The 18,988-nt window shown below is 44.4% G+C and carries 17 protein-coding genes; 6 read left to right on the forward strand and 11 right to left on the reverse strand.

The features are described 5' to 3' along the window. Window positions 1-28: 28 nt before the first annotated feature. The 5 genes from sucA to sdhC all read right to left on the reverse strand — a co-directional run bounded on the left by sucA (window position 29) and on the right by sdhC (window position 6,249). On the reverse strand, window positions 29-2,854 hold the full coding sequence (gene sucA / locus IJ23_RS17140) for a 2-oxoglutarate dehydrogenase E1 component (protein WP_005382176.1): 2,826 nt from the start codon (window positions 2,852-2,854) through the stop codon (window positions 29-31). A gap of 171 nt (window positions 2,855-3,025) precedes the next feature. Then, window positions 3,026-3,736: a succinate dehydrogenase iron-sulfur subunit gene (locus IJ23_RS17145; protein WP_005382174.1), complete on the reverse strand. Its 711-nt coding sequence runs from the start codon at window positions 3,734-3,736 to the stop codon at window positions 3,026-3,028. A gap of 15 nt (window positions 3,737-3,751) precedes the next feature. After that, on the reverse strand, window positions 3,752-5,518 hold the full coding sequence (gene sdhA, locus IJ23_RS17150; RefSeq protein ID WP_005382172.1) for a succinate dehydrogenase flavoprotein subunit: 1,767 nt from the start codon (window positions 5,516-5,518) through the stop codon (window positions 3,752-3,754). Further along, a complete protein-coding gene (gene sdhD / locus IJ23_RS17155; RefSeq protein ID WP_005382169.1) occupies window positions 5,519-5,863 on the reverse strand; it encodes a succinate dehydrogenase, hydrophobic membrane anchor protein in 345 nt (114 codons plus the stop codon). Further along, on the reverse strand, window positions 5,857-6,249 hold the full coding sequence (sdhC, locus tag IJ23_RS17160) for a succinate dehydrogenase cytochrome b556 subunit (protein ID WP_017634811.1): 393 nt from the start codon (window positions 6,247-6,249) through the stop codon (window positions 5,857-5,859). Before sdhC ends, sdhD begins: the two co-directional genes overlap by 7 nt. 396 nt (window positions 6,250-6,645) lie before the next feature. Between sdhC and IJ23_RS17165 the strand changes: the two genes are divergently transcribed. Continuing rightward, window positions 6,646-7,935 (forward strand): citrate synthase, encoded by a 1,290-nt coding sequence (locus IJ23_RS17165; RefSeq protein WP_005382163.1) that lies wholly within the window; start codon window positions 6,646-6,648, stop codon window positions 7,933-7,935. Between the two features lie 92 nt (window positions 7,936-8,027). Here IJ23_RS17165 and IJ23_RS17170 read toward each other — a convergent pair whose 3' ends face one another. Further along, entirely contained in the window at window positions 8,028-8,786 is a 759-nt protein-coding gene (locus IJ23_RS17170) for a Nif3-like dinuclear metal center hexameric protein (RefSeq protein ID WP_033906914.1), read from the reverse strand. 231 nt (window positions 8,787-9,017) lie between these two features. Between IJ23_RS17170 and IJ23_RS17175 the strand changes: the two genes are divergently transcribed. Beyond that, window positions 9,018-9,791, forward strand: coding sequence for a DUF1853 family protein (locus IJ23_RS17175; protein WP_033906915.1), 774 nt, complete (start codon window positions 9,018-9,020; stop codon window positions 9,789-9,791). A gap of 61 nt (window positions 9,792-9,852) precedes the next feature. Here the strand turns inward: IJ23_RS17175 and pgm are convergent, their stop codons facing one another. Then, window positions 9,853-11,499 carry a phosphoglucomutase (alpha-D-glucose-1,6-bisphosphate-dependent) gene (gene pgm, locus IJ23_RS17180; protein WP_033906916.1) on the reverse strand — a complete coding sequence of 549 codons (1,647 nt, stop codon included), beginning with the start codon at window positions 11,497-11,499 and terminating at the stop codon, window positions 9,853-9,855. A 92-nt stretch (window positions 11,500-11,591) separates the two neighbouring features. Then, entirely contained in the window at window positions 11,592-12,134 is a 543-nt protein-coding gene (gene seqA / locus IJ23_RS17185) for a replication initiation negative regulator SeqA (protein WP_005382149.1), read from the reverse strand. Window positions 12,135-12,226: 92 nt separating this feature from the next. Here seqA and IJ23_RS17190 point away from each other — a divergent pair, with 92 nt between their 5' ends. From IJ23_RS17190 to fldA, 3 genes are all read left to right on the forward strand, one after another. After that, complete coding sequence (locus IJ23_RS17190; RefSeq protein ID WP_017819953.1) at window positions 12,227-12,994, forward strand: alpha/beta fold hydrolase; 768 nt, start codon at window positions 12,227-12,229, stop codon at window positions 12,992-12,994. A 112-nt stretch (window positions 12,995-13,106) separates the two neighbouring features. Next, complete coding sequence (locus tag IJ23_RS17195; RefSeq protein ID WP_005393038.1) at window positions 13,107-13,328, forward strand: DUF2788 domain-containing protein; 222 nt, start codon at window positions 13,107-13,109, stop codon at window positions 13,326-13,328. 48 nt (window positions 13,329-13,376) lie between these two features. Then, entirely contained in the window at window positions 13,377-13,910 is a 534-nt protein-coding gene (gene fldA / locus IJ23_RS17200) for a flavodoxin FldA (protein WP_005382146.1), read from the forward strand. Window positions 13,911-13,962: 52 nt separating this feature from the next. Here fldA and IJ23_RS17205 read toward each other — a convergent pair whose 3' ends face one another. Then, window positions 13,963-14,466, reverse strand: coding sequence for a DUF4442 domain-containing protein (locus IJ23_RS17205; RefSeq protein ID WP_005382144.1), 504 nt, complete (start codon window positions 14,464-14,466; stop codon window positions 13,963-13,965). Between the two features lie 200 nt (window positions 14,467-14,666). On the opposite strand from IJ23_RS17205, the gene fcrX reads away from it, so the two are divergent. Further along, window positions 14,667-15,116: a ferric iron uptake transcriptional regulator FcrX gene (gene fcrX / locus IJ23_RS17210; protein WP_005382141.1), complete on the forward strand. Its 450-nt coding sequence runs from the start codon at window positions 14,667-14,669 to the stop codon at window positions 15,114-15,116. Window positions 15,117-15,337: 221 nt separating this feature from the next. On the opposite strand, the gene glnS is transcribed toward fcrX, so the two are convergent. Beyond that, window positions 15,338-17,008, reverse strand: a complete 1,671-nt coding sequence (gene glnS, locus IJ23_RS17215) for a glutamine--tRNA ligase (protein ID WP_005382124.1) — start codon at window positions 17,006-17,008, stop codon at window positions 15,338-15,340. A 276-nt stretch (window positions 17,009-17,284) separates the two neighbouring features. Next, entirely contained in the window at window positions 17,285-18,778 is a 1,494-nt protein-coding gene (nagE, locus tag IJ23_RS17220; RefSeq protein WP_005384985.1) for an N-acetylglucosamine-specific PTS transporter subunit IIBC, read from the reverse strand. Window positions 18,779-18,988: the final 210 nt, after the last annotated feature.

Raw genomic sequence — 18,988 nt, forward strand, 5'->3', positions numbered from 1 at the left:
ATCTGTTTCTTCCTTTAACTTCTAATTCTTAATTCGAAGTTTTTGAGTTCACGTTCAGAGCGTCTTCAACCAACGCTTTTTGTTGTTTCAAGTGCACCGACATGTAGCCAACTGCTGGCGAAGCAGAAGCTGGGCGACCTGCGTATTTAAGATTTGCACCTGCAGGAATAGCGGCACGGAAGTTATGTTGGCTACAGTACCAAGCACCTTGGTTCTGAGGTTCTTCCTGACACCACACGAAGTCTTCAACGTTAGTGTATTGAGCAATTGCTGCTTGTACTTCTTCCATTGGGAATGGGTAAAGCTGTTCAATACGCACGATAGCAACATCGTCTTGCTCGTTGTTACGGCGCTGCTCTAGTAGGTCAAAGTAAACCTTACCAGCACAGAACACGACACGTTTCACTTTGCTTGGTTCTAAATCATCTACTTCTGGAATTGCAGATTGGAATGTACCATCCGCCAAGTCTTCAATCGTTGAAGTACATAGAGGGTGGCGCAGCAAAGATTTCGGCGACATAACAATGAGAGGTCGACGCATTGGGCGTACAACCTGACGACGAATCATGTGGTACACCTGAGCCGGTGTTGAAGGAACCACAACCTGCATATTTTGCTCAGCACAAAGCTGAAGGTAACGCTCTAAACGTGCAGATGAGTGCTCAGGACCTTGACCTTCATAACCATGAGGTAGAAGCATAGTAAGACCGCACAAACGCGCCCACTTTTGCTCGCCTGACGAGATAAACTGGTCGATAACAACTTGTGCACCGTTGGCAAAATCACCAAACTGTGCTTCCCAGATAGTTAAACCACCTGGTTCGGCTGTTGCGTAACCGTATTCAAACGCCAACACAGCTTCTTCTGACAATACTGAGTCAAAGACTTGGAATGGCCCTTGGTTGTCATGAATATTCGCTAATGGAATGTAAGTGCTTGCATCGGTTTGGTTATGAAGAACCGAGTGACGGTGGAAGAAAGTACCACGACCCGAGTCCTGACCAGAAAGACGAATACGCTTGCCATCGTCAACCAATGTAGCATACGCCAATGTTTCAGCCATACCCCAGTCAATAGCTTTTTCACCGGTCATCATTGCTAGACGATCGTTGTATAGCTTATTAACACGGCTTTGCAGTTTATGGCTTTCTGGGTACTGACACAGACGATTGCCTAGCTCAATAAGGCGTGTCTTGTCGTATTTTGAATCCCACTCCATATCCCATTCGTGCCCTAAGTAAGGGGACCAGTCTACAGAGTGCAACGCCATTGGACGCCATTCTTTAACAACCACTTCACCGCGATCCAATGCATCGCGATACTCATTGACTAACTGAGTCGCTGTCTCGATATCTGACTCATTTTTGTCGATCAGAACATCTGCATACAATTTGCGTGGTGTAGGATGCTTTTTGATTTTCTGGTACATCAAAGGCTGAGTCGCATTTGGCTCATCCGCCTCATTGTGACCGTGGCGACGGTAACATACAAGATCGATCACGACATCGCGCTTGAACTCGTTACGGTAATCCAATGCAATGCGAGTAACAAAAGCAACTGCTTCAGGGTCATCTGCATTTACATGGAAAATTGGCGCCTGCACCATCTTCGCGATGTCGGTACAGTACATCGTAGAACGCGTGTCACGAGGATTAGACGTCGTAAAGCCTACTTGGTTGTTGATGACGATACGTACCGTACCACCAACTTGGAACCCACGAGCAAGAGACATGTTGAAAGTTTCGGCAACCACACCCTGACCAGCGATTGCTGAATCACCGTGGATGGTGATAGGAAGCACTTTGCTACCTTGATTATCACCCAAGCGGTCTTGACGTGCTCGAACTGAGCCCATGACTACCGGGTTTACGATTTCTAGGTGCGATGGGTTAAATGCAAGTGCTAAGTGAACATCACCGCCTGGAGTCGCAAAATCAGCAGAGAAACCTTGGTGATATTTCACATCACCCGTACCCCAAGTTTCGTCGTGTTTACCTGCGAACTCATCAAACAGGTCTTGAGGTTTCTTACCAAGTACGTTCACCAGCATGTTCAAACGACCGCGGTGAGCCATACCGATAACCACTTCACGCATTCCACTTGTACCCGCATGACGGATCAACTCTTTCGTCATCGGAATCAGCGCATCACCACCTTCTAAAGAGAAACGTTTTGCACCTGGGAATTTCGCCCCGAGGTAACGCTCCAAACCTTCAGCGGCTGTTAGCTCTTCTAGGAATGTGCGCTTCTCATCTTTGTTGAATGATGGCTGGCCTACGACAGACTCAAGGCGTTGCTGAATCCAACGCTTTTGCTCTGTGTCAGTCATGTGCATGTATTCAGCACCGATGGAACCGCAATAAGTTTTGTTGAGGGCTTCATAGATATCTTTCAACTTCATGGTTTCTTGCCCAACAGCAAAAGAACCTACGTTGAAAGTTTCTTCGAAGTCATCTTCGGTAAGATTATGAAAAGCAGGGTCTAACTCCGCCACTGTTGGGCGTTGCCATAGACCTAGTGGGTCTAATTCTGCAGCTTCATGCCCGCGGAAACGGTATGCGTTGATTAGCTGTAGAACTTTTACTTGTTTTGCATCGACATCTGGGTCACTAACTTGGACATTGTAATGCTTTGTTTCTCTAGCGAGTCGTCGGAAGTAGTCACGGACACGTGAATGTGGTTGTTCTGCCACTTCTTCTGATGGCTTAGGCAAGCCTTCAAAAACACGTTTCCACTCCTCACTTACCAGATCGGGATCACTTAGATACAGTTCGTAGAGGTCCTCTACATACGTTGCATTGGCGCCAGCCAAGTGTGAAGACTCGAGCCATGCCTTCATCACGCCGTTGTGCATATTTTCCCTTAACCAGTAGTTTTCACGTTTGCTTCGGTCTTTGCCGAGCTATAAGAGCCGACTAAAAATACGGTCGGCAATTTTTGTATTCTTTACTCGAATATTACTGAAGCAGTGAAGCGGTCATATCGGGTGATCCGCAACACTGCGACATTCCTAAGAGCGAGTAAATTAAACCGAACGATTAACCAACATCGACTTAATGTGACCGATGGCTTTCGTCGGATTTAATCCCTTAGGACAAACACTTACACAATTCATGATGCCATGGCAACGAAAAACGCTAAATGCATCATCAAGATCAGACAAACGTTCATCTGTTGCCGTATCGCGGCTATCAATTAGCCAACGGTACGCTGCGAGAAGACCAGCTGGGCCGATGAATTTATCAGGGTTCCACCAGAATGATGGGCAAGACGTTGTACAACATGCACACATGATACATTCGTACAATCCATCTAAATGCGCACGATCATCAGGCGATTGTAGGTTCTCACGTGATGGTGGTAATGCACCATCATCAATCAAGAATGGTTTAACTTTCGCATAGTTATCATAGAACTGCGTCATGTCAACGATAAGATCGCGCACGACAGGTAACCCTGGTAGTGGACGAATAACTATCTTATCGCCTTGTAGAGCAGATAACGGTGTGATACACGCTAGGCCGTTTTTACCATTCATATTCAAACCATCAGAACCACATACCCCTTCACGGCATGAGCGACGGAACGCGATGCTTGGATCTTGCTCTTTTAGCAGAATCAATGCATCAAGCACCATCATGTCTGAGCCTTCGTCTACCTCAAGGGTATACTCTTTCATGTAAGGCTTAGTATCCACATCCGGATTGTAACGGTATAAAGAGAAGTTTAATTTCATAGTCGTATCCTCCCTTTAGTATGTACGTACTTTCGGCGGGAAAGCTTCACGATGCGTTGGCGTCATGTTCACATCACGCTTAGTCATCGCTTCTGTTTCCGGATTGTAGATAGAGTGGCATAGCCAGTTCTCATCATCACGCTCAGGGAAATCGAAACGAGCATGTGCGCCACGACTCTCTGTACGGTAGTTTGCTGCAACGGCAGTTGAAAACGCGGTTTCCATCAGGTTATCAAGTTCTAGACACTCAATACGCTGCGTGTTGAACTCTGAAGACTTGTCCGCTAGATGCGCATCTTTCAAACGTTCGCGAATCACTTTCAACTCTTCTAGACCGGTTGCCATCGCATCGCCTTCACGGAATACCGAGAAGCTGTTTTGCATACATGCTTGTAGGTCTTTACGAATCTGAACTGGATCTTCACCACCAGTGCTGTTTTCCCAACGCATAGTACGCGCTAGAGACGCTTCAATATCAGATTCTGTTGCAGGACGAGCTTCTGCTTGCGCTGCTAGCGTTTCGCCAAGGTGCAAGCCAGTAGCACGACCAAATACGACCAAGTCTAGTAATGAGTTGCCGCCCAGACGGTTAGCACCGTGTACCGATACAGAAGCAATCTCACCACATGCGTAAAGGCCTTGTACTTCCATCTCGCTACCGTCGGCCTTCTGCTTAATTGCTTGGCCAGAGACTTGAGTAGGTACACCACCCATCATGTAGTGACAAGTTGGAATTACTGGAATTGGCTCTTTCACTGGGTCAACGTGTGCAAATGTACGAGACAGTTCACAGATACCTGGTAGACGTGATTCAAGTACTTCTTTACCAAGGTGATCAAGTTTCAACTTGATATGTGGACCCCAAGGACCATCACAGCCGCGGCCTTCACGAATTTCAATCATCATTGAACGAGCAACCACGTCACGACCAGCAAGGTCTTTCGCGTTTGGTGCGTAGCGCTCCATGAAGCGTTCACCATCTTTATTTAGAAGGTAACCACCTTCACCACGACAACCTTCCGTCACTAGAACACCCGCGCCGGCAATACCTGTTGGGTGGAACTGCCACATTTCCATGTCTTGCATTGGAACGCCTGCGCGAAGTGCCATACCAACGCCATCACCCGTGTTGATGTGCGCGTTAGTGGTCGATGCGTAAATACGACCTGCACCACCTGTAGCTAGAATGGTTGCTTTCGATTTGAAGTAACAGATTTCACCCGTTTCCATACAAATCGCAGTACAACCCATGATTGCGCCGTCTTGGTTTTTCACAAGATCCAAAGCGTACCACTCCGAGAAGATGGTTGTTTTGTGTTTTACGTTTTGCTGGTAAAGCGTGTGAAGAAGTGCGTGACCAGTACGGTCTGCAGCAGCGGCTGTACGAGCAGCCTGCTCACCACCAAACTCTTTAGATTGGCCACCGAATGGACGTTGGTATATGGTACCGTTATCAAAACGAGAGAATGGAAGACCCATTTTTTCAAGCTCGATAACTGACTCAGGACCATTTTTACACATGTATTCAATCGCGTTCTGGTCACCGATGTAGTCGGAACCTTTAACGGTATCGTACATGTGCCATTGCCAATCGTCTTTGTGCGAGTTACCCAGAGCAACGGTAATGCCGCCCTGTGCAGACACAGTATGAGAACGTGTTGGAAATACTTTTGACAACAAAGCACATGATAGGCCTTGCTCTGAAATTTGTAGTGCAGCGCGCATACCTGCACCACCAGCGCCGATTACTACGGCATCAAACTCACGAACTGGAATAGACACTTACGCACCCCACAGAATAAATAGACCAGAGAAGACATAGCCGAATAGAACGGCAATAACACCAAGTTGTAGTGCGCCACGTAGTTTCGCGCACTTAATGTAATCAGTTAATACCTGCCACAAACCAACCCAAGCGTGAATCAGGATCGAGACAAGTGCCAACATGGTGAATACTTTAGTGAAGGTACCACCAAAGAATTGGGTCCAAGATGCGTAAGAGATATCTGAAAATGCACAGAAGCTAATCAGATAAATCGTGTATAGCGTCATAATGATTGCAGTTGCACGAATTAGTAGGAAATCGTGTACACCATTACGACCAAATGAAGATACGTGTTTTACCATACCAAGATCCCCGCCAATAATGATAATACTGCTGTTGCACCAAACGCGACTTTAGCGCTCATCGTGCCTGAATCTAGTTCTTCAAAGTGACCTAGATCCATCAATAAGTGACGGATACCACCTGCGATGTGGTAGGCAAGTGCAGTAAGAATTCCCCACAGGATGAATTTTACGAAGAAGCTATCGACGATGTCAGCGGCTTCCATAAAACCCATTGGGGATGACAGAGAAATGGATAGTAACCACAGTAATATACCCACCGCAACAAACGTAATTACCCCAGACACACGGTGTAGGATGGATGCGATTGCTGTGATAGGAAAGTGGATGGTCTGTAAATCTAAATTAACAGGTCTTGACTTTCTTTCTTTCACGGGCTTGCTCACTCAGCTCCATTGAGCATTTATTGTTATAACCAATTTCAGCTTCCAAACGTACAAAAGTTAACATCTATTTAACAAATATCGCGAGTAACCACTCAGATAATTGTAAACAAGTTGTTAACAAACGGAATCCAGCAACAAACCTCACTCTTTGTTTCTAGCCCCGAATTTATAAGGATTTAACTAAAATTTTCTTTGCCAATATACGGCGAGCAACATTCTAATACAATTGGTGTAACAAATTATGCTACATAGAACAGATTTTTAACGATTTTCATGAGAAAAATCATAACAAGTGCACACAAAGATGGAGAAAAATTGACTTTAAGCTTTAACAACAGTACAAAAATGGCACATAAACATCCTGGACGGATTAAATAATAAACAAAGGAGATTGTTATGGCGGATAAGAAAGCGACCCTTCATGTTGAAGGTCAAGCGCCAATCGAACTGCCAATTATGGACGGTACGCTAGGTACACCTGTAATTGACGTTCGTAAGCTGGGAGCCAATGGTTACTTTACTTTTGACCCAGGTTTTCTTGCCACTGCATCTTGTGAATCATCAATCACGTACATCGATGGCGGCAAAGGTATTCTTTTGCACCGCGGTTTCCCGATTGATCAATTAGCCAATAACGCAGATTACTTAGAAGTATGTTACATCCTTCTTTATGGTGAAGCCCCTACCCGAGAACAATACGAGCAATTCAAAACGACCGTTACTCGTCACACAATGGTACACGAGCAAATCGCAAGCTTTTTCCATGGCTTCAGACGCGATGCTCACCCAATGGCGGTAATGTGTGGTGTAGTTGGAGCACTTGCAGCCTTCTATCACGACTCTCTTGACATTAACAACGACGAACACCGCGAAATTGCAGCGTACCGTCTGCTGTCAAAAATGCCAACACTGGCGGCGATGTGTTACAAATACTCTATCGGTCAGCCATTTATTTACCCTCGTAACGACCTTAGCTACGCTGAGAACTTCTTGCATATGATGTTCGCAAACCCTTGCGAAGAGTATGAAGTAAATCCTGTGGTTGCCCGTGCGATGGATAAGATTTTCACTCTACACGCGGATCACGAACAGAATGCGTCGACATCAACTGTACGCCTAGCTGGCTCTTCTGGTGCGAACCCATTTGCATGTATTGCCGCTGGTATTGCATCCCTTTGGGGACCTGCTCACGGTGGTGCAAACGAAGCCTGCTTGAGAATGCTAGAAGAGATTGGCAGCGTCGATAACATCCCTGAATATGTAGACCGCGCGAAAGACAAAGATGACCCATTCCGCTTAATGGGCTTTGGTCACCGCGTTTACAAGAACTACGACCCACGTGCGACAGTAATGCGCGAAACGTGTCATGAAGTTCTCAAAGAGCTAAACATTCAAGACCCTCTGCTAGACGTTGCAATGGAACTTGAGCGCATTGCGCTTTCTGATGAGTACTTCGTGTCTAAGAAGCTGTACCCGAACGTAGACTTCTACTCAGGTATCATTCTTAAAGCGATTGGTATTCCAGTTTCTATGTTTACGGTTATCTTCGCGATTTCTCGTACCATCGGCTGGATTGCTCACTGGAACGAAATGCACAGCGATCCACTGAACCGCATCGGTCGTCCTCGTCAGCTATACACTGGCGAAACACAACGTGAGTTTTCTCCACTTCACGAACGTGAATGATCTTTTAGTACGAAGATAGACAAACAAAAGGGTTGAGATTTTCGTCTCAACCCTTTTTTCTTTTTTGCGTTTAACGTTATTAATGGAGAACGCTAAACCGGATTATCAATATCGATAAACTCCACATGTAGGCCATATTCATCCGCTAGCCATTTGCCTAAGGCCTGAACACCATAACGCTCAGTAGCATGATGACCTGCAGCAAAGTAATGAATGTCCATTTCACGAGCGGTATAAGTGGTGCGCTCTGAAATTTCTCCAGAGATAAATGCATCCAGCCCGTGCTGTACAGCAAGTTCAATGAAATCCTGCCCTCCACCAGTGCACCAGCCGACTGTCTCAATCATCTTATCGGTATTCTCTGGAGCGATATGCAGAGGCTCTCTATCAAGAACTTGGTTGATCTTACTCGCAAATTCAACACCAGACATCGGCTTTTTCAAGCGCCCAAACATAACAACTGACTGAGGGTGCCCTTCAAGCCCACCTTCTACTTCGATTTCAAGTAAGCGAGCTAATTCAGCGTTGTTGCCTAGCTCTGGATGAATATCTAGAGGAAGGTGATAACCATATAAGTTGATATCGTTTTTGATCAGACTACGAATTCGTTTACCTTTCATGCCACGAATTGGCTCAGGCTCACCTTTCCAAAAATAGCCATGATGAACAAGCAATGCGTCTGCATTAAGCTCAATCGCTTTATCGATTAAGGCTTGAGAGGCGGTTACGCCAGTGATAACACGCTTTACCGCTGATTTCCCTTCTACCTGTAACCCATTTGGTGCGTAATCTTTAATTAACTGCGGTGACAGTTTGTCATTAAGAATCTGTTCTAGCTTTAAGTTATTCATTATTACTTCCAATTTCTAGCGCATGTAAACCTAAATAACCTCTTGATGGAATCAGACGAAAGAATGCAACCTAGTTGATACAACAACGTTTTGACATCTGGCACCTTGATATCATTTAGGTCTTTAAAGTGTATCTCGAACCCTAATATCGATGCTAGCCACCCTACCCTCAAAAGCAAATTTAGTTACAATAACAAAGCTTGTCGCCTCACCATAAATTTAGGGATACGGATGAACCAACTGCAACGCTTTTACCAATGGATCGCCACTTCACCTCCGCTTTTCAAGTTAACCCCTCCGTTTGCAACCTTAGAAGATATCTCGGTCAAACCTTTGAATAGCTCAGAACAATACAATGGTAATCCGAGACTGGGTTTTTTATATCAGCACCTATGCACTGCGGCTCTTTCTAATTCAGAACGATATCAGATTATTGCCGAAGAAATTCAGTTAAACGACGCGGAAGGTAAGACCATTGGTGCTGTCGATTTAGTGTTGAGGAATACAGAATCAAATCAGATAGAACATTGGGAAGTGGCGATTAAGTTTTATCTTCTTTACAACGGCATTTGGTATGGCCCGAATGCTCACGACCAGTTACATGTAAAATTGGATAGAATGCTCACGCATCAGCTGAAAATGAGCGATCGCCCGGAATTTCAAAAAATAATTCCTTTAAACGACTCTCCAGAAGAGCGCCTAATGATGCAAGGACGACTCTATATTAATCCGTTTACTCCAGAGCCAACTCCTAAGGAGTGCTTGGGTTATGAATTAAATCCAAGTCAGATTAGTGGTTACTGGTGCTATCAACGTCAATGGGATTTAATTGGTAAACCCCTTTATCATTTACATAAACCATGCTGGGCGACCGGTACAGACGATTTCTCTCAACCTATTGAAAAGCCTTTAGATCGATTCATACACGCACAAACGGAAGACGGTCAATTCTGGTTTGTGGTACCAGATTCATGGCCCGGAGATAAAGCGGTTCGGGGCACTTAAACATGAAAGGGTTGATGTTTTCACATCAACCCTTTGCTAGATACATTGACCATTGGATGTTTTACAAACCAGCGGCTGCAAACACTTGATTAACGATCTCTTGTGCTTCAGCTTCGATTTGTTTCAGATGTTCTTCACCTTTGAAGCTTTCACAGTAAATCTTGTAGATGTCCTCTGTGCCTGATGGACGAGCAGCGAACCAACCGTTAGCCGTCGTTACTTTAAGGCCACCAATCGCAGCACCATTGCCTGGTGCATGCGTTAGACGAGCAGTGATCGCATCACCTGCTAGAGTTTCAGCCGCAACCATTTCTGGTGACAACTTCTTCAATACGTCTTTTTGTGGGCCATTTGCTACAGCTTGAATACGGTTGTACTTCGACTCACCGTGCTTCGCCGCTAGCTCTTCATAGTAATCTTGAGGGTTCTTACCCGTTACCGCAGTGATCTCTGCTGCTAGAAGGCATAGCAAGATGCCATCTTTGTCTGTTGACCAAGGTGTGCCATCTTTACGAAGGAAAGACGCACCAGCACTTTCTTCGCCGCCGAAACCAAACTTACCAGTGTACAGACCGTCTACAAACCATTTGAAACCAACAGGCACTTCACATAGCTCACGACCTAGATCCGCAACAACACGGTCAATCAGCGCACTTGAAACTAGTGTTTTACCAACAGCGACGTCTTTACCCCACGCGTCACGATGACGGTACAAGTAGTCAATACAAACGGCTAAGAAGTGGTTCGGGTTCATCAAACCTTTTGGCGTAACGATACCGTGACGGTCGTAGTCAGGATCGTTACCAAATGCTAAATCGTATTCGTCTTTCAGTGCCAATAGACCCGCCATTGCGTAAGGAGAAGAACAGTCCATACGCACAACGCCGTCTTTATCTAGCGACATGAATTGGAAAGAAGGATCGATCGATTCACTTACTAGCGTTAGGTCTAGGTTGTATGCCTGACCAATTTGACGCCAGTAATCGATACCGCTGCCACCCAATGGATCTACACCAATCTTCAGGTTCGCCTTTTGGATTGCTTCCATATCGATAACGTTCACCAGGTCATCGATGTATGGCTTCACCAAGTCCATCTCTACAAACAGATCCGATGCTTTTGCTTCTGCTAGTGGTAGGCGTTTCACACCTTGTAAACCTTCAGCAATCAGTTCGTTCGCACGATCTTCGATAGCTTGAGTCAACTCAGCTTCTGCAGGACCACCATGTGTCGGATTGTATTTGATACCGCCGTCTTGTGGTGGGTTATGTGATGGAGTAATAACGATACCGTCTGCTTTTTCATCGTGTTTGATGTTGTAAGTCAGAATCGCGTGTGAAATACCCGGTGTTGGCGTGTAACCGTTGTCTTGTTGGACAATCACTTTCACACCATTTGCAATCAGTACTTCAATCACACTTGAGAAAGCAGGCTCAGATAGCGCATGCGTGTCTTTACCCACAAACAACGGGCCAATTGTGCCTTGCTCAGAACGAACTTCTGCTACCGCTTGAGCGATCGCTAAAATGTGGTTTTCGTTAAAAGTGTGCTTGTCTGCAGTACCGCGGTGGCCAGAAGTACCAAATTGAACTTTGTGTTCTGCGTTTGCCGCGTCTGGTTGAAGTAAGAAGTAGTTAGCAACGAGTGCTGGGATATTGTGAAGATCTTCCTGCTGCGCTTTTTGCCCAGCACGAGGGTGCATAGCCATGTTTGACATCCTTTCTTTCAATACAAATAAAATTAAAAAAGCCTCATAATATCCGCTCACTGCGACGCATTATGAGGCTTCTATCAGGTTTCTTAGATTGAACCTGTTACTTTTTCTATTAAGTCAGGTTGGAACCCCATGTGTGCCATCACTTGTTCAACCATCTGTCTTTTACGACTTGTATTGTTATTCGTGATAACCCAAAACGGTGTGCCAGGAATGGCTTTTGGCTTGGTCGTATTACCGTTTGCTAGCAAGGTTTCTTCATTATCTGCAAAGTACACGCGTTTGCGTCCTTTTACATTCGTAGCCTGGGCGAAACCTTCTGGATTCAATTTATGTAAGGTCGATAATACCAACATAAAGCGATCAATCGCTTTTTTTAGACCGGCAAACTCATCAGAAATAAGCAGCGAACGCATTTCTTTCACTACATCAACAGATTCCGTTTTACCCGCATCTTTACTTACTACAATCCCTTGTGGCTTCTCTACTACAGGCGCGGCTTTAGCTTCCTGCAACTGACCATCAAGGTTTAAAAGGCGTCGCAAAATATCCGAGGCGCTTTCACCGATATGCTTAGTTTGACTAGCTATATAACGGTATAGATCCTCATCAACCTCAATTGTTTTCATTCGCTTTTCACATTCTCAATGTTTAAACTCTGGGGGATTATAACGAGATCCACGCGGATACTCCACGTTAAACCCATCACGAATAAGATAAAATGTCAGCATTACTCAACTATAAGCAGGAAGGCCAAGGCCAAACAGTTGTTTTGATTCACGGATTGTTTGGTAGTTTAAGTAATCTGGGTCTACTCGCCCGCGATCTTATTAAAGATCACACGGTGATCAGTATTGATCTGAGAAATCACGGCCTCTCTTTCCACTCCGAAGTCCATAACTATACCGATATGGCAAAAGATGTGGCTCAGCTCCTTCAGCACTTAAACGTTGAGCCATCTATTGTTATTGGTCACTCCATGGGCGGAAAAGTCGCGATGGCTCTTGTGGACATTGCGCCAAATGTAGTCAAGCAGTTAGTCGTTCTCGACATGGCGCCTGTTGCCTACACTACGAACCGTCACGATAATGTTTTTAACGGCTTACATGCTGTTATTAATGAAAAACCAGCAAATCGACAGCAAGCCATGGATATCCTAGCTCAACATATTGAACTCGATGGTGTAAGACAATTTCTCTCTAAATCACTGTACAAAAATGGCGATAAGATGGATTGGCGGTTTAACGTACCGAGCCTTTTTGAGAATTATGACCAAATTATTGGCTGGCAAGAAATCACACCAACAGATATCCCAACTTTGTTTATCAAAGGCGGCGACTCTGACTACTTAATGCCAGAACATCAGCCGGCAGTGAAGCGACAATTTAACCATGCTAAAGCACACATTATCGCTGGCACTGGTCACTGGTTACACGCCGAGAAACCGACAGAAGTAATGAGAGTCATTCGAAAATACATTTCGAGTTAACAAATTCGAAAAGCAACACTAGATTATTGAAATAACCCTTCTTGTAGTGCATTAACTTTACCGTTTAACAGTGGTATAGTGCGCCCAAGATTTTTCGGCATGAAGGGCTAAAATGCTTTACGACTATATGGATATGCTCGAGTCTATTGGACTCGATCTTCTTTTTGCTGCTATCTTTTTTTTCATCGGGATGGCGATAAAAGATGTGCTAAAGCAAGGCAATGTACCTGTTTTTGGTCGTCGTATTGTGTGGTTAGTCCTTTTCCTAGGCTGTGCTGGCTTTATTGCAAAAGGTGTAATTCAGCTAACTTGGGAAGGCTCAGGGTTAGGTTAAACCCTTAGTAGCATCGCCAATAACAAACAATGTAAAGGTATAGACTCTATGGCAAGTGTAGGTATCTTCTTCGGTAGCGACACAGGTAATACTGAAGCCGTTGCAAAGATGATTCAAAAGCAACTAGGTAAACATCTAGTTCACGTTCAAGACATCGCGAAAAGCAGCAAAGAAGACATTGATAACTTCGATCTTCTTCTTCTAGGTATCCCAACTTGGTACTACGGCGAAGCACAATGTGATTGGGATGACTTCTTCCCTGAGCTTGAGCAAATCGACTTCTCTACTAAGCTAGTGGCTATCTTTGGCTGTGGCGACCAAGAAGACTACGCAGAATACTTCTGTGACGCGATGGGCACAGTCCGTGATATCGTTGAATCTAAAGGCGGCACAATTCTTGGCCATACCTCGACAGAAGGCTACGAATTTGAAGCGTCTAAAGCACTTGTTGAAGGTGACGAAAGCCAATTCGTAGGTCTATGTATTGATGAAGACCGCCAACCAGAATTGACTGACGAGCGTGTTGAAAGCTGGGTTAAACAGATCTATGAAGAGATGTGTTTAGCTGAGCTAGAAGGCTAATCAAATTGAATGATGCAAAGACCTCCACTTGGAGGTCTTTTTGTATGTATTGTCACACAGCATCGGTAAGTACTTCCTCTTCGCGATACTGAGGTTTCTTTCTTACATAAAGCTTGCGTTGAACCTCTGAAACCACATTCCCCTGTTTATCTTTTACATGAGTAATAAACTCAGGAAAACACTTTTCTCCATTCCGTGTCATTTGATAAATGTTTTCCAGCATCCCTTCAGTGACCTCAAATTCTGCAAACAAATCACTTTGCCCCGGCTTAATAAAGTTAATGCTTGCCTCTTTATCCCACACATAATATTCCTCTCGTAGAATCCCCATCAGCATCAACGAGTAAATAGGATCAGTTAAAGAGAAAATACTGCCGCCATATTGGGTGCGATTGGCATTTTTATTCCACCAGCGAAGCTTTAAACGTACCTTTACAGTACGGAAGTCTTGAGAAATATGTAAGATTTTAATACCCGCCCCCCAAAAAGGAGGCCAAATATTGAGTGCGAACTTTACAATTCCTGGTTTGTATATCTTCGCTAGTCGCCTATTCATCGCTATCCCTGCCCTCTCCAAGCTTAATGTTACACAATTGTAACTGGTCAGAGCTGTAATATAATGGACCTGTTTCTAATTTACAAAAAGATTCTATTAACCCTTTGAAGTTCGTGGTTTAATGTTCCGAACGCTTATCCTATAATGGTAGGAAGATTGAATTCTGTTAAATCGCTGCAGATGATCCAACGGGAAAGTATATGTCAGATAATAATCAGGCGCTGAAGGATGCGGGTTTAAAAGTAACCCTTCCGAGGCTAAAAATTCTAGAAGTACTTCAGCAGCCAGACTGCCAGCACATCAGTGCTGAAGATTTGTACAAAAAGTTGATTGATCTAGGTGAAGAAATTGGCCTAGCAACTGTTTACCGAGTTCTAAACCAGTTCGACGATGCTGGTATTGTAACTCGTCACCACTTTGAAGGTGGAAAGTCAGTCTTCGAATTATCGACTCAACATCACCACGACCACCTAGTGTGCCTAGACTGTGGTGAGGTAATTGAATTTTCTGACGATCTTATTGAAGAACGTCAAAAAGAGATTGCAGCTAAGTACAATGTCACACTAACAAACCACAGCTTATACTTGTACGGCAAGTGTAGCGATGGTGGTTGTAAAGACAATCCAGATGCACACAAACCGAAAAAATAAGGGTTTGTTAATTTAAAAAGTAAACGCCAGCACATGCTGGCGTTTTTTGTTTCTAGAAGTAAGTACCTTAGACGTCAGCACTTTGGTTACAGAACAAAAGCTACTAAACGCCCATCTTTTTCTCCACAGTCTTGCACATCTATATAGCGCTCTGTGGGAGTAGGTATAAAAAATGCCAGCGTTTGCTGGCATTTTTTCATCATTCTCAGCATTAATCGAGATTATTGATTCTCAATTTTTGCCCAGGTATCACGTAGACCGACCGTGCGGTTGAATACTAGATTATCTGCTGAAGAGTCTTTCGAGTCTGCACAGAAGTAACCCATACGTTCAAATTGGTAACCTTTTTCTGCTTCTGCAGAAGCTAGGCTAGGCTCGACAAAGCCATTGATCACAACTAATGATTCAGGGTTGATAGTAGAAGCAAAATCTTCCGCTGCGCCTGGGTTTGGCACCGTAAATAAACGATCGTACAGACGAATTTCCGCTGGAAGAGCTTTATCAGCTGACACCCAATGAATAACGCCTTTCACTTTACGACCATCTGCTGGGTTTTTACCTAGCGTATCTGCATCGTAAGAACAGAAGATCGTTGTGATGTTGCCTTCGGCATCTTTTTCAACGCGCTCAGCTTTGATCACGTAAGCACCACGTAAACGAACTTCTTTACCTAGCACTAAACGCTTGTACTTTTTGTTCGCTTCTTCACGGAAGTCTTCACGCTCAATCCACAATTCACGCGTGAATGGCACTTCACGCACGCCCATTTCAGGTTTATTTGGGTGGTTGGCAACTGTCAAGTTTTCTACTGCGCCTGCTTCAAAGTTTTCGATAACAACTTTAACAGGATCCAGTACAGCCATTGCACGCGGAGCGTTCTCGTTTAGGTCATCACGAATACAAGATTCTAATGAACTAAACTCGATCATATTTTCTTGCTTCGTTACACCAATACGCTTACAAAACTCACGAATAGATGCAGGTGTGAAGCCACGACGACGCAGACCTGAGACAGTCGGCATACGTGGATCATCCCAACCATTAACCAGTTTTTCAGTAACTAGCTGGTTAAGCTTACGCTTAGACATCACTGTGTATTCAAGGTTTAAACGACTGAACTCGTATTGATGTGGACGGCTTTCGATCGTGATGTTGTCTAGAACCCAATCGTACAGACGACGGTTATCCATGAATTCAAGCGTACAAATAGAGTGCGTAATGCCTTCTAATGCATCAGAAATACAGTGCGTAAAGTCGTACATTGGGTAAATGCACCACTTATCACCAGTTTGGTGGTGCGTAGCAAAACGCACACGGTATAAAACTGGATCGCGCATGACCATGAATGAAGAACCCATGTCGATTTTAGCACGAAGACACGCTTTACCTTCTTCAAATTCACCAGCGCGCATTTTTTCAAACAACGCCAAGTTCTCTTCAACAGAACGGTCACGGTATGGACTTGGTTTACCTGGCGCCTTTAGTGTGCCGCGGTATTCACGAATTTGCTCTGGACTTAGCTCATCTACGTACGCTAAGCCTTTGTTAATCAATTCAATTGCATATTCGTAAAGCTTATCGAAGTAGTTTGATGAGTAACATACTTCACCACTCCACTCAAAGCCCAACCAGTTTACATCTTTCTTGATAGACTCAACGTATTCGATGTCTTCTTTTTCAGGGTTTGTATCGTCGAAACGCAGATTACATTGACCCTGGTAGTCCTGAGCAATACCGAAGTTCAAACAGATAGACTTAGCATGACCGATATGCAGGTAGCCATTTGGCTCCGGCGGGAATCGAGTATGCACGCTAGTGTGTTTACCATCCGCTAGATCTTTATCAATGATCTGGCGAATAAAGTTTGATGGACGAGCATCAGCTTCACTCATCTATAGCACCTCAAAAATATTAGTATTGTCAGAGAAAACGGAACCCTGTATCCAAGTATGGTTTCACAGAGTACATTGTTCCTAATGATCCACAATTCTAAGCAATTAGACAACAAGAACTCGCTCTAAAACGACAATATTTATCGAGTTAGCGTGAAAGCAAAGCAGATTCAAAGGGCCTAAACGAAAAAAGGCCTCCTGCGGAGGCCTTTTGCGATGTTGTAGTATCAATTGTTTGCAATACCAATAACAAACAATCACACCACTATTAAACAGTTAAGCTGGTAGCTGAACACCACTTAAGTCTTCATCTTTAGATACATTCTTCATCTCACCAGCAACAATCTCTGCTAGTGGACCAAGGATAACTTGTAGGTTGTTTGTACCTAGCTTCACAACTCCCATAGCTCCAAGATCTTTCAGAGTTTTCTCATTGATAACGCTCATATCTTTCACAGAAAGGCGCAAACGAGTAATACAGGCATCGATAGAACTTAGGTTGTCATGACCGCCAAGTGCTTTCAAGTACTGACGAGCAAGCTCTGAAGAATTGCTTGATCCAGCCACGTTAGATGAAGCTTCTTCATCATCTTCACGTCCCGGTGTTTTAAGGCCAAACTTAACAATCACGGTACGGAACACGAAGTAGTAAACCGCAAAGAAACCAAGACCTTGTACAATGAGCATGTACCAGTTTACCGCTAGCGGGTTACGAGTCGACAATACTAAGTCGACTAAACCAGCAGAGAAACCGAAACCTGCAATCCACTGCATTGATGCCGCGATATAAACTGATAGACCAGTCAGCGCTGCGTGAAGAACGTACAGTCCTGGAGCAAGGAACATGAATGCAAATTCAAGTGGTTCTGTTACACCTGTAAAGAATGAAGCAAACGCAGCTGCAATCATGATAGATGCCACTTTCTCTTTATTCTTTGATTTCGCAGTATGGTACATCGCTAGAGCAGCGCCTGGTAAACCAAACATCATGATTGGGAAGAAGCCCGCTTGGTACATCCCCGTAACACCTACCGTTGCCGTGCCTTCAGCTAATGATTTCGCACCGCCAAGGAAGTTTGGAATGTCATTAATACCAGCAACATCAAACCAGAACACTGAGTTTAGTGCATGGTGCAGACCAACAGGAATTAGAAGACGGTTGAAGAATGCGTAAACACCTGCACCTGCTTCACCCATACCTTGAATGCTTTCACCAAAACTTACCAGACCGCCGTAAACTGATGGCCAAACGTACATCAGGATGAACGCAATAACGATACCAGCAAAAGACGTTAGGATCGGTACAAGACGCTTGCCAGAGAAAAACGCCAGTGCTTTGTGCAGCTCTACGTGAGAAAAACGGTTGTACAACTCAGCAGAAACAATACCAACCAAGATACCGACGAACTGGTTATTGATTTTACCAAATGCAGCAGGTACTTCACTTGGGTCAATGCCTTGAATTTGTGATACTGCACCAGGGGCCAAAAGCGTTGTGACAACTAAGAAGCCCACGAAACCTGAAAGTGCAGCGGCGCCATCTTTGTCTTTAGACATTCCGTAAGCAACACCAACAGCGAACAATACTGACATATTGTCAATGATCGCTGCACCAGCTTTAATAAGAAATGCAGCAAGTGCACTGTTTGCGCCCCAGCCATTTGGGTCGATCCAGTAGCCAATACCCATGAGTATTGCTGCTGCAGGAAGTGTGGCAACCGGCACCATAAGCGCCTTACCCACCTTCTGGAAGTATCCGAGAATGTTCACCTTAAGTTCCCCCTATAGGATTAGATGTTATGTTGAATGACTTATTTCAGCCGTCCAATTTAGTCATCCTAAGTTTATGATATTAATTTTGCTCCGCAAATTAAAAGCTCACCGTTTGTGATCATAATCACCACAATTTGCCCTTTCGGAAGGTTTTTGCTAGCGAGATCATAAAACTTATTTTATTATACGAAAAAATGGCGTTTTAAA

Origin of the sequence: Vibrio sp. OY15 (genome assembly GCF_000742455.1) — a bacterium.
Lineage (GTDB): Bacteria > Pseudomonadota > Gammaproteobacteria > Enterobacterales > Vibrionaceae > Vibrio > Vibrio alginolyticus.

Excerpts from the sequence above, each read along its gene's own strand:
- sucA (WP_005382176.1), bottom strand. The coding sequence starts at position 2,854 with ATGCACAACGGCGTGATGAAGGCATGGCTCGAGTCTTCACACTTGGCT.
- IJ23_RS17145 (WP_005382174.1), bottom strand. The coding sequence starts at position 3,736 with ATGAAATTAAACTTCTCTTTATACCGTTACAATCCGGATGTGGATACT.
- sdhD (WP_005382169.1), bottom strand. The coding sequence starts at position 5,863 with ATGGTAAAACACGTATCTTCATTTGGTCGTAATGGTGTACACGATTTC.
- IJ23_RS17165 (WP_005382163.1), top strand. The coding sequence starts at position 6,646 with ATGGCGGATAAGAAAGCGACCCTTCATGTTGAAGGTCAAGCGCCAATC.
- IJ23_RS17170 (WP_033906914.1), bottom strand. The coding sequence starts at position 8,786 with ATGAATAACTTAAAGCTAGAACAGATTCTTAATGACAAACTGTCACCG.
- IJ23_RS17175 (WP_033906915.1), top strand. The coding sequence starts at position 9,018 with ATGAACCAACTGCAACGCTTTTACCAATGGATCGCCACTTCACCTCCG.
- pgm (WP_033906916.1), bottom strand. The coding sequence starts at position 11,499 with ATGGCTATGCACCCTCGTGCTGGGCAAAAAGCGCAGCAGGAAGATCTT.
- seqA (WP_005382149.1), bottom strand. The coding sequence starts at position 12,134 with ATGAAAACAATTGAGGTTGATGAGGATCTATACCGTTATATAGCTAGT.
- IJ23_RS17190 (WP_017819953.1), top strand. The coding sequence starts at position 12,227 with ATGTCAGCATTACTCAACTATAAGCAGGAAGGCCAAGGCCAAACAGTT.
- IJ23_RS17195 (WP_005393038.1), top strand. The coding sequence starts at position 13,107 with ATGCTTTACGACTATATGGATATGCTCGAGTCTATTGGACTCGATCTT.
- fldA (WP_005382146.1), top strand. The coding sequence starts at position 13,377 with ATGGCAAGTGTAGGTATCTTCTTCGGTAGCGACACAGGTAATACTGAA.
- IJ23_RS17205 (WP_005382144.1), bottom strand. The coding sequence starts at position 14,466 with ATGAATAGGCGACTAGCGAAGATATACAAACCAGGAATTGTAAAGTTC.
- fcrX (WP_005382141.1), top strand. The coding sequence starts at position 14,667 with ATGTCAGATAATAATCAGGCGCTGAAGGATGCGGGTTTAAAAGTAACC.
- glnS (WP_005382124.1), bottom strand. The coding sequence starts at position 17,008 with ATGAGTGAAGCTGATGCTCGTCCATCAAACTTTATTCGCCAGATCATT.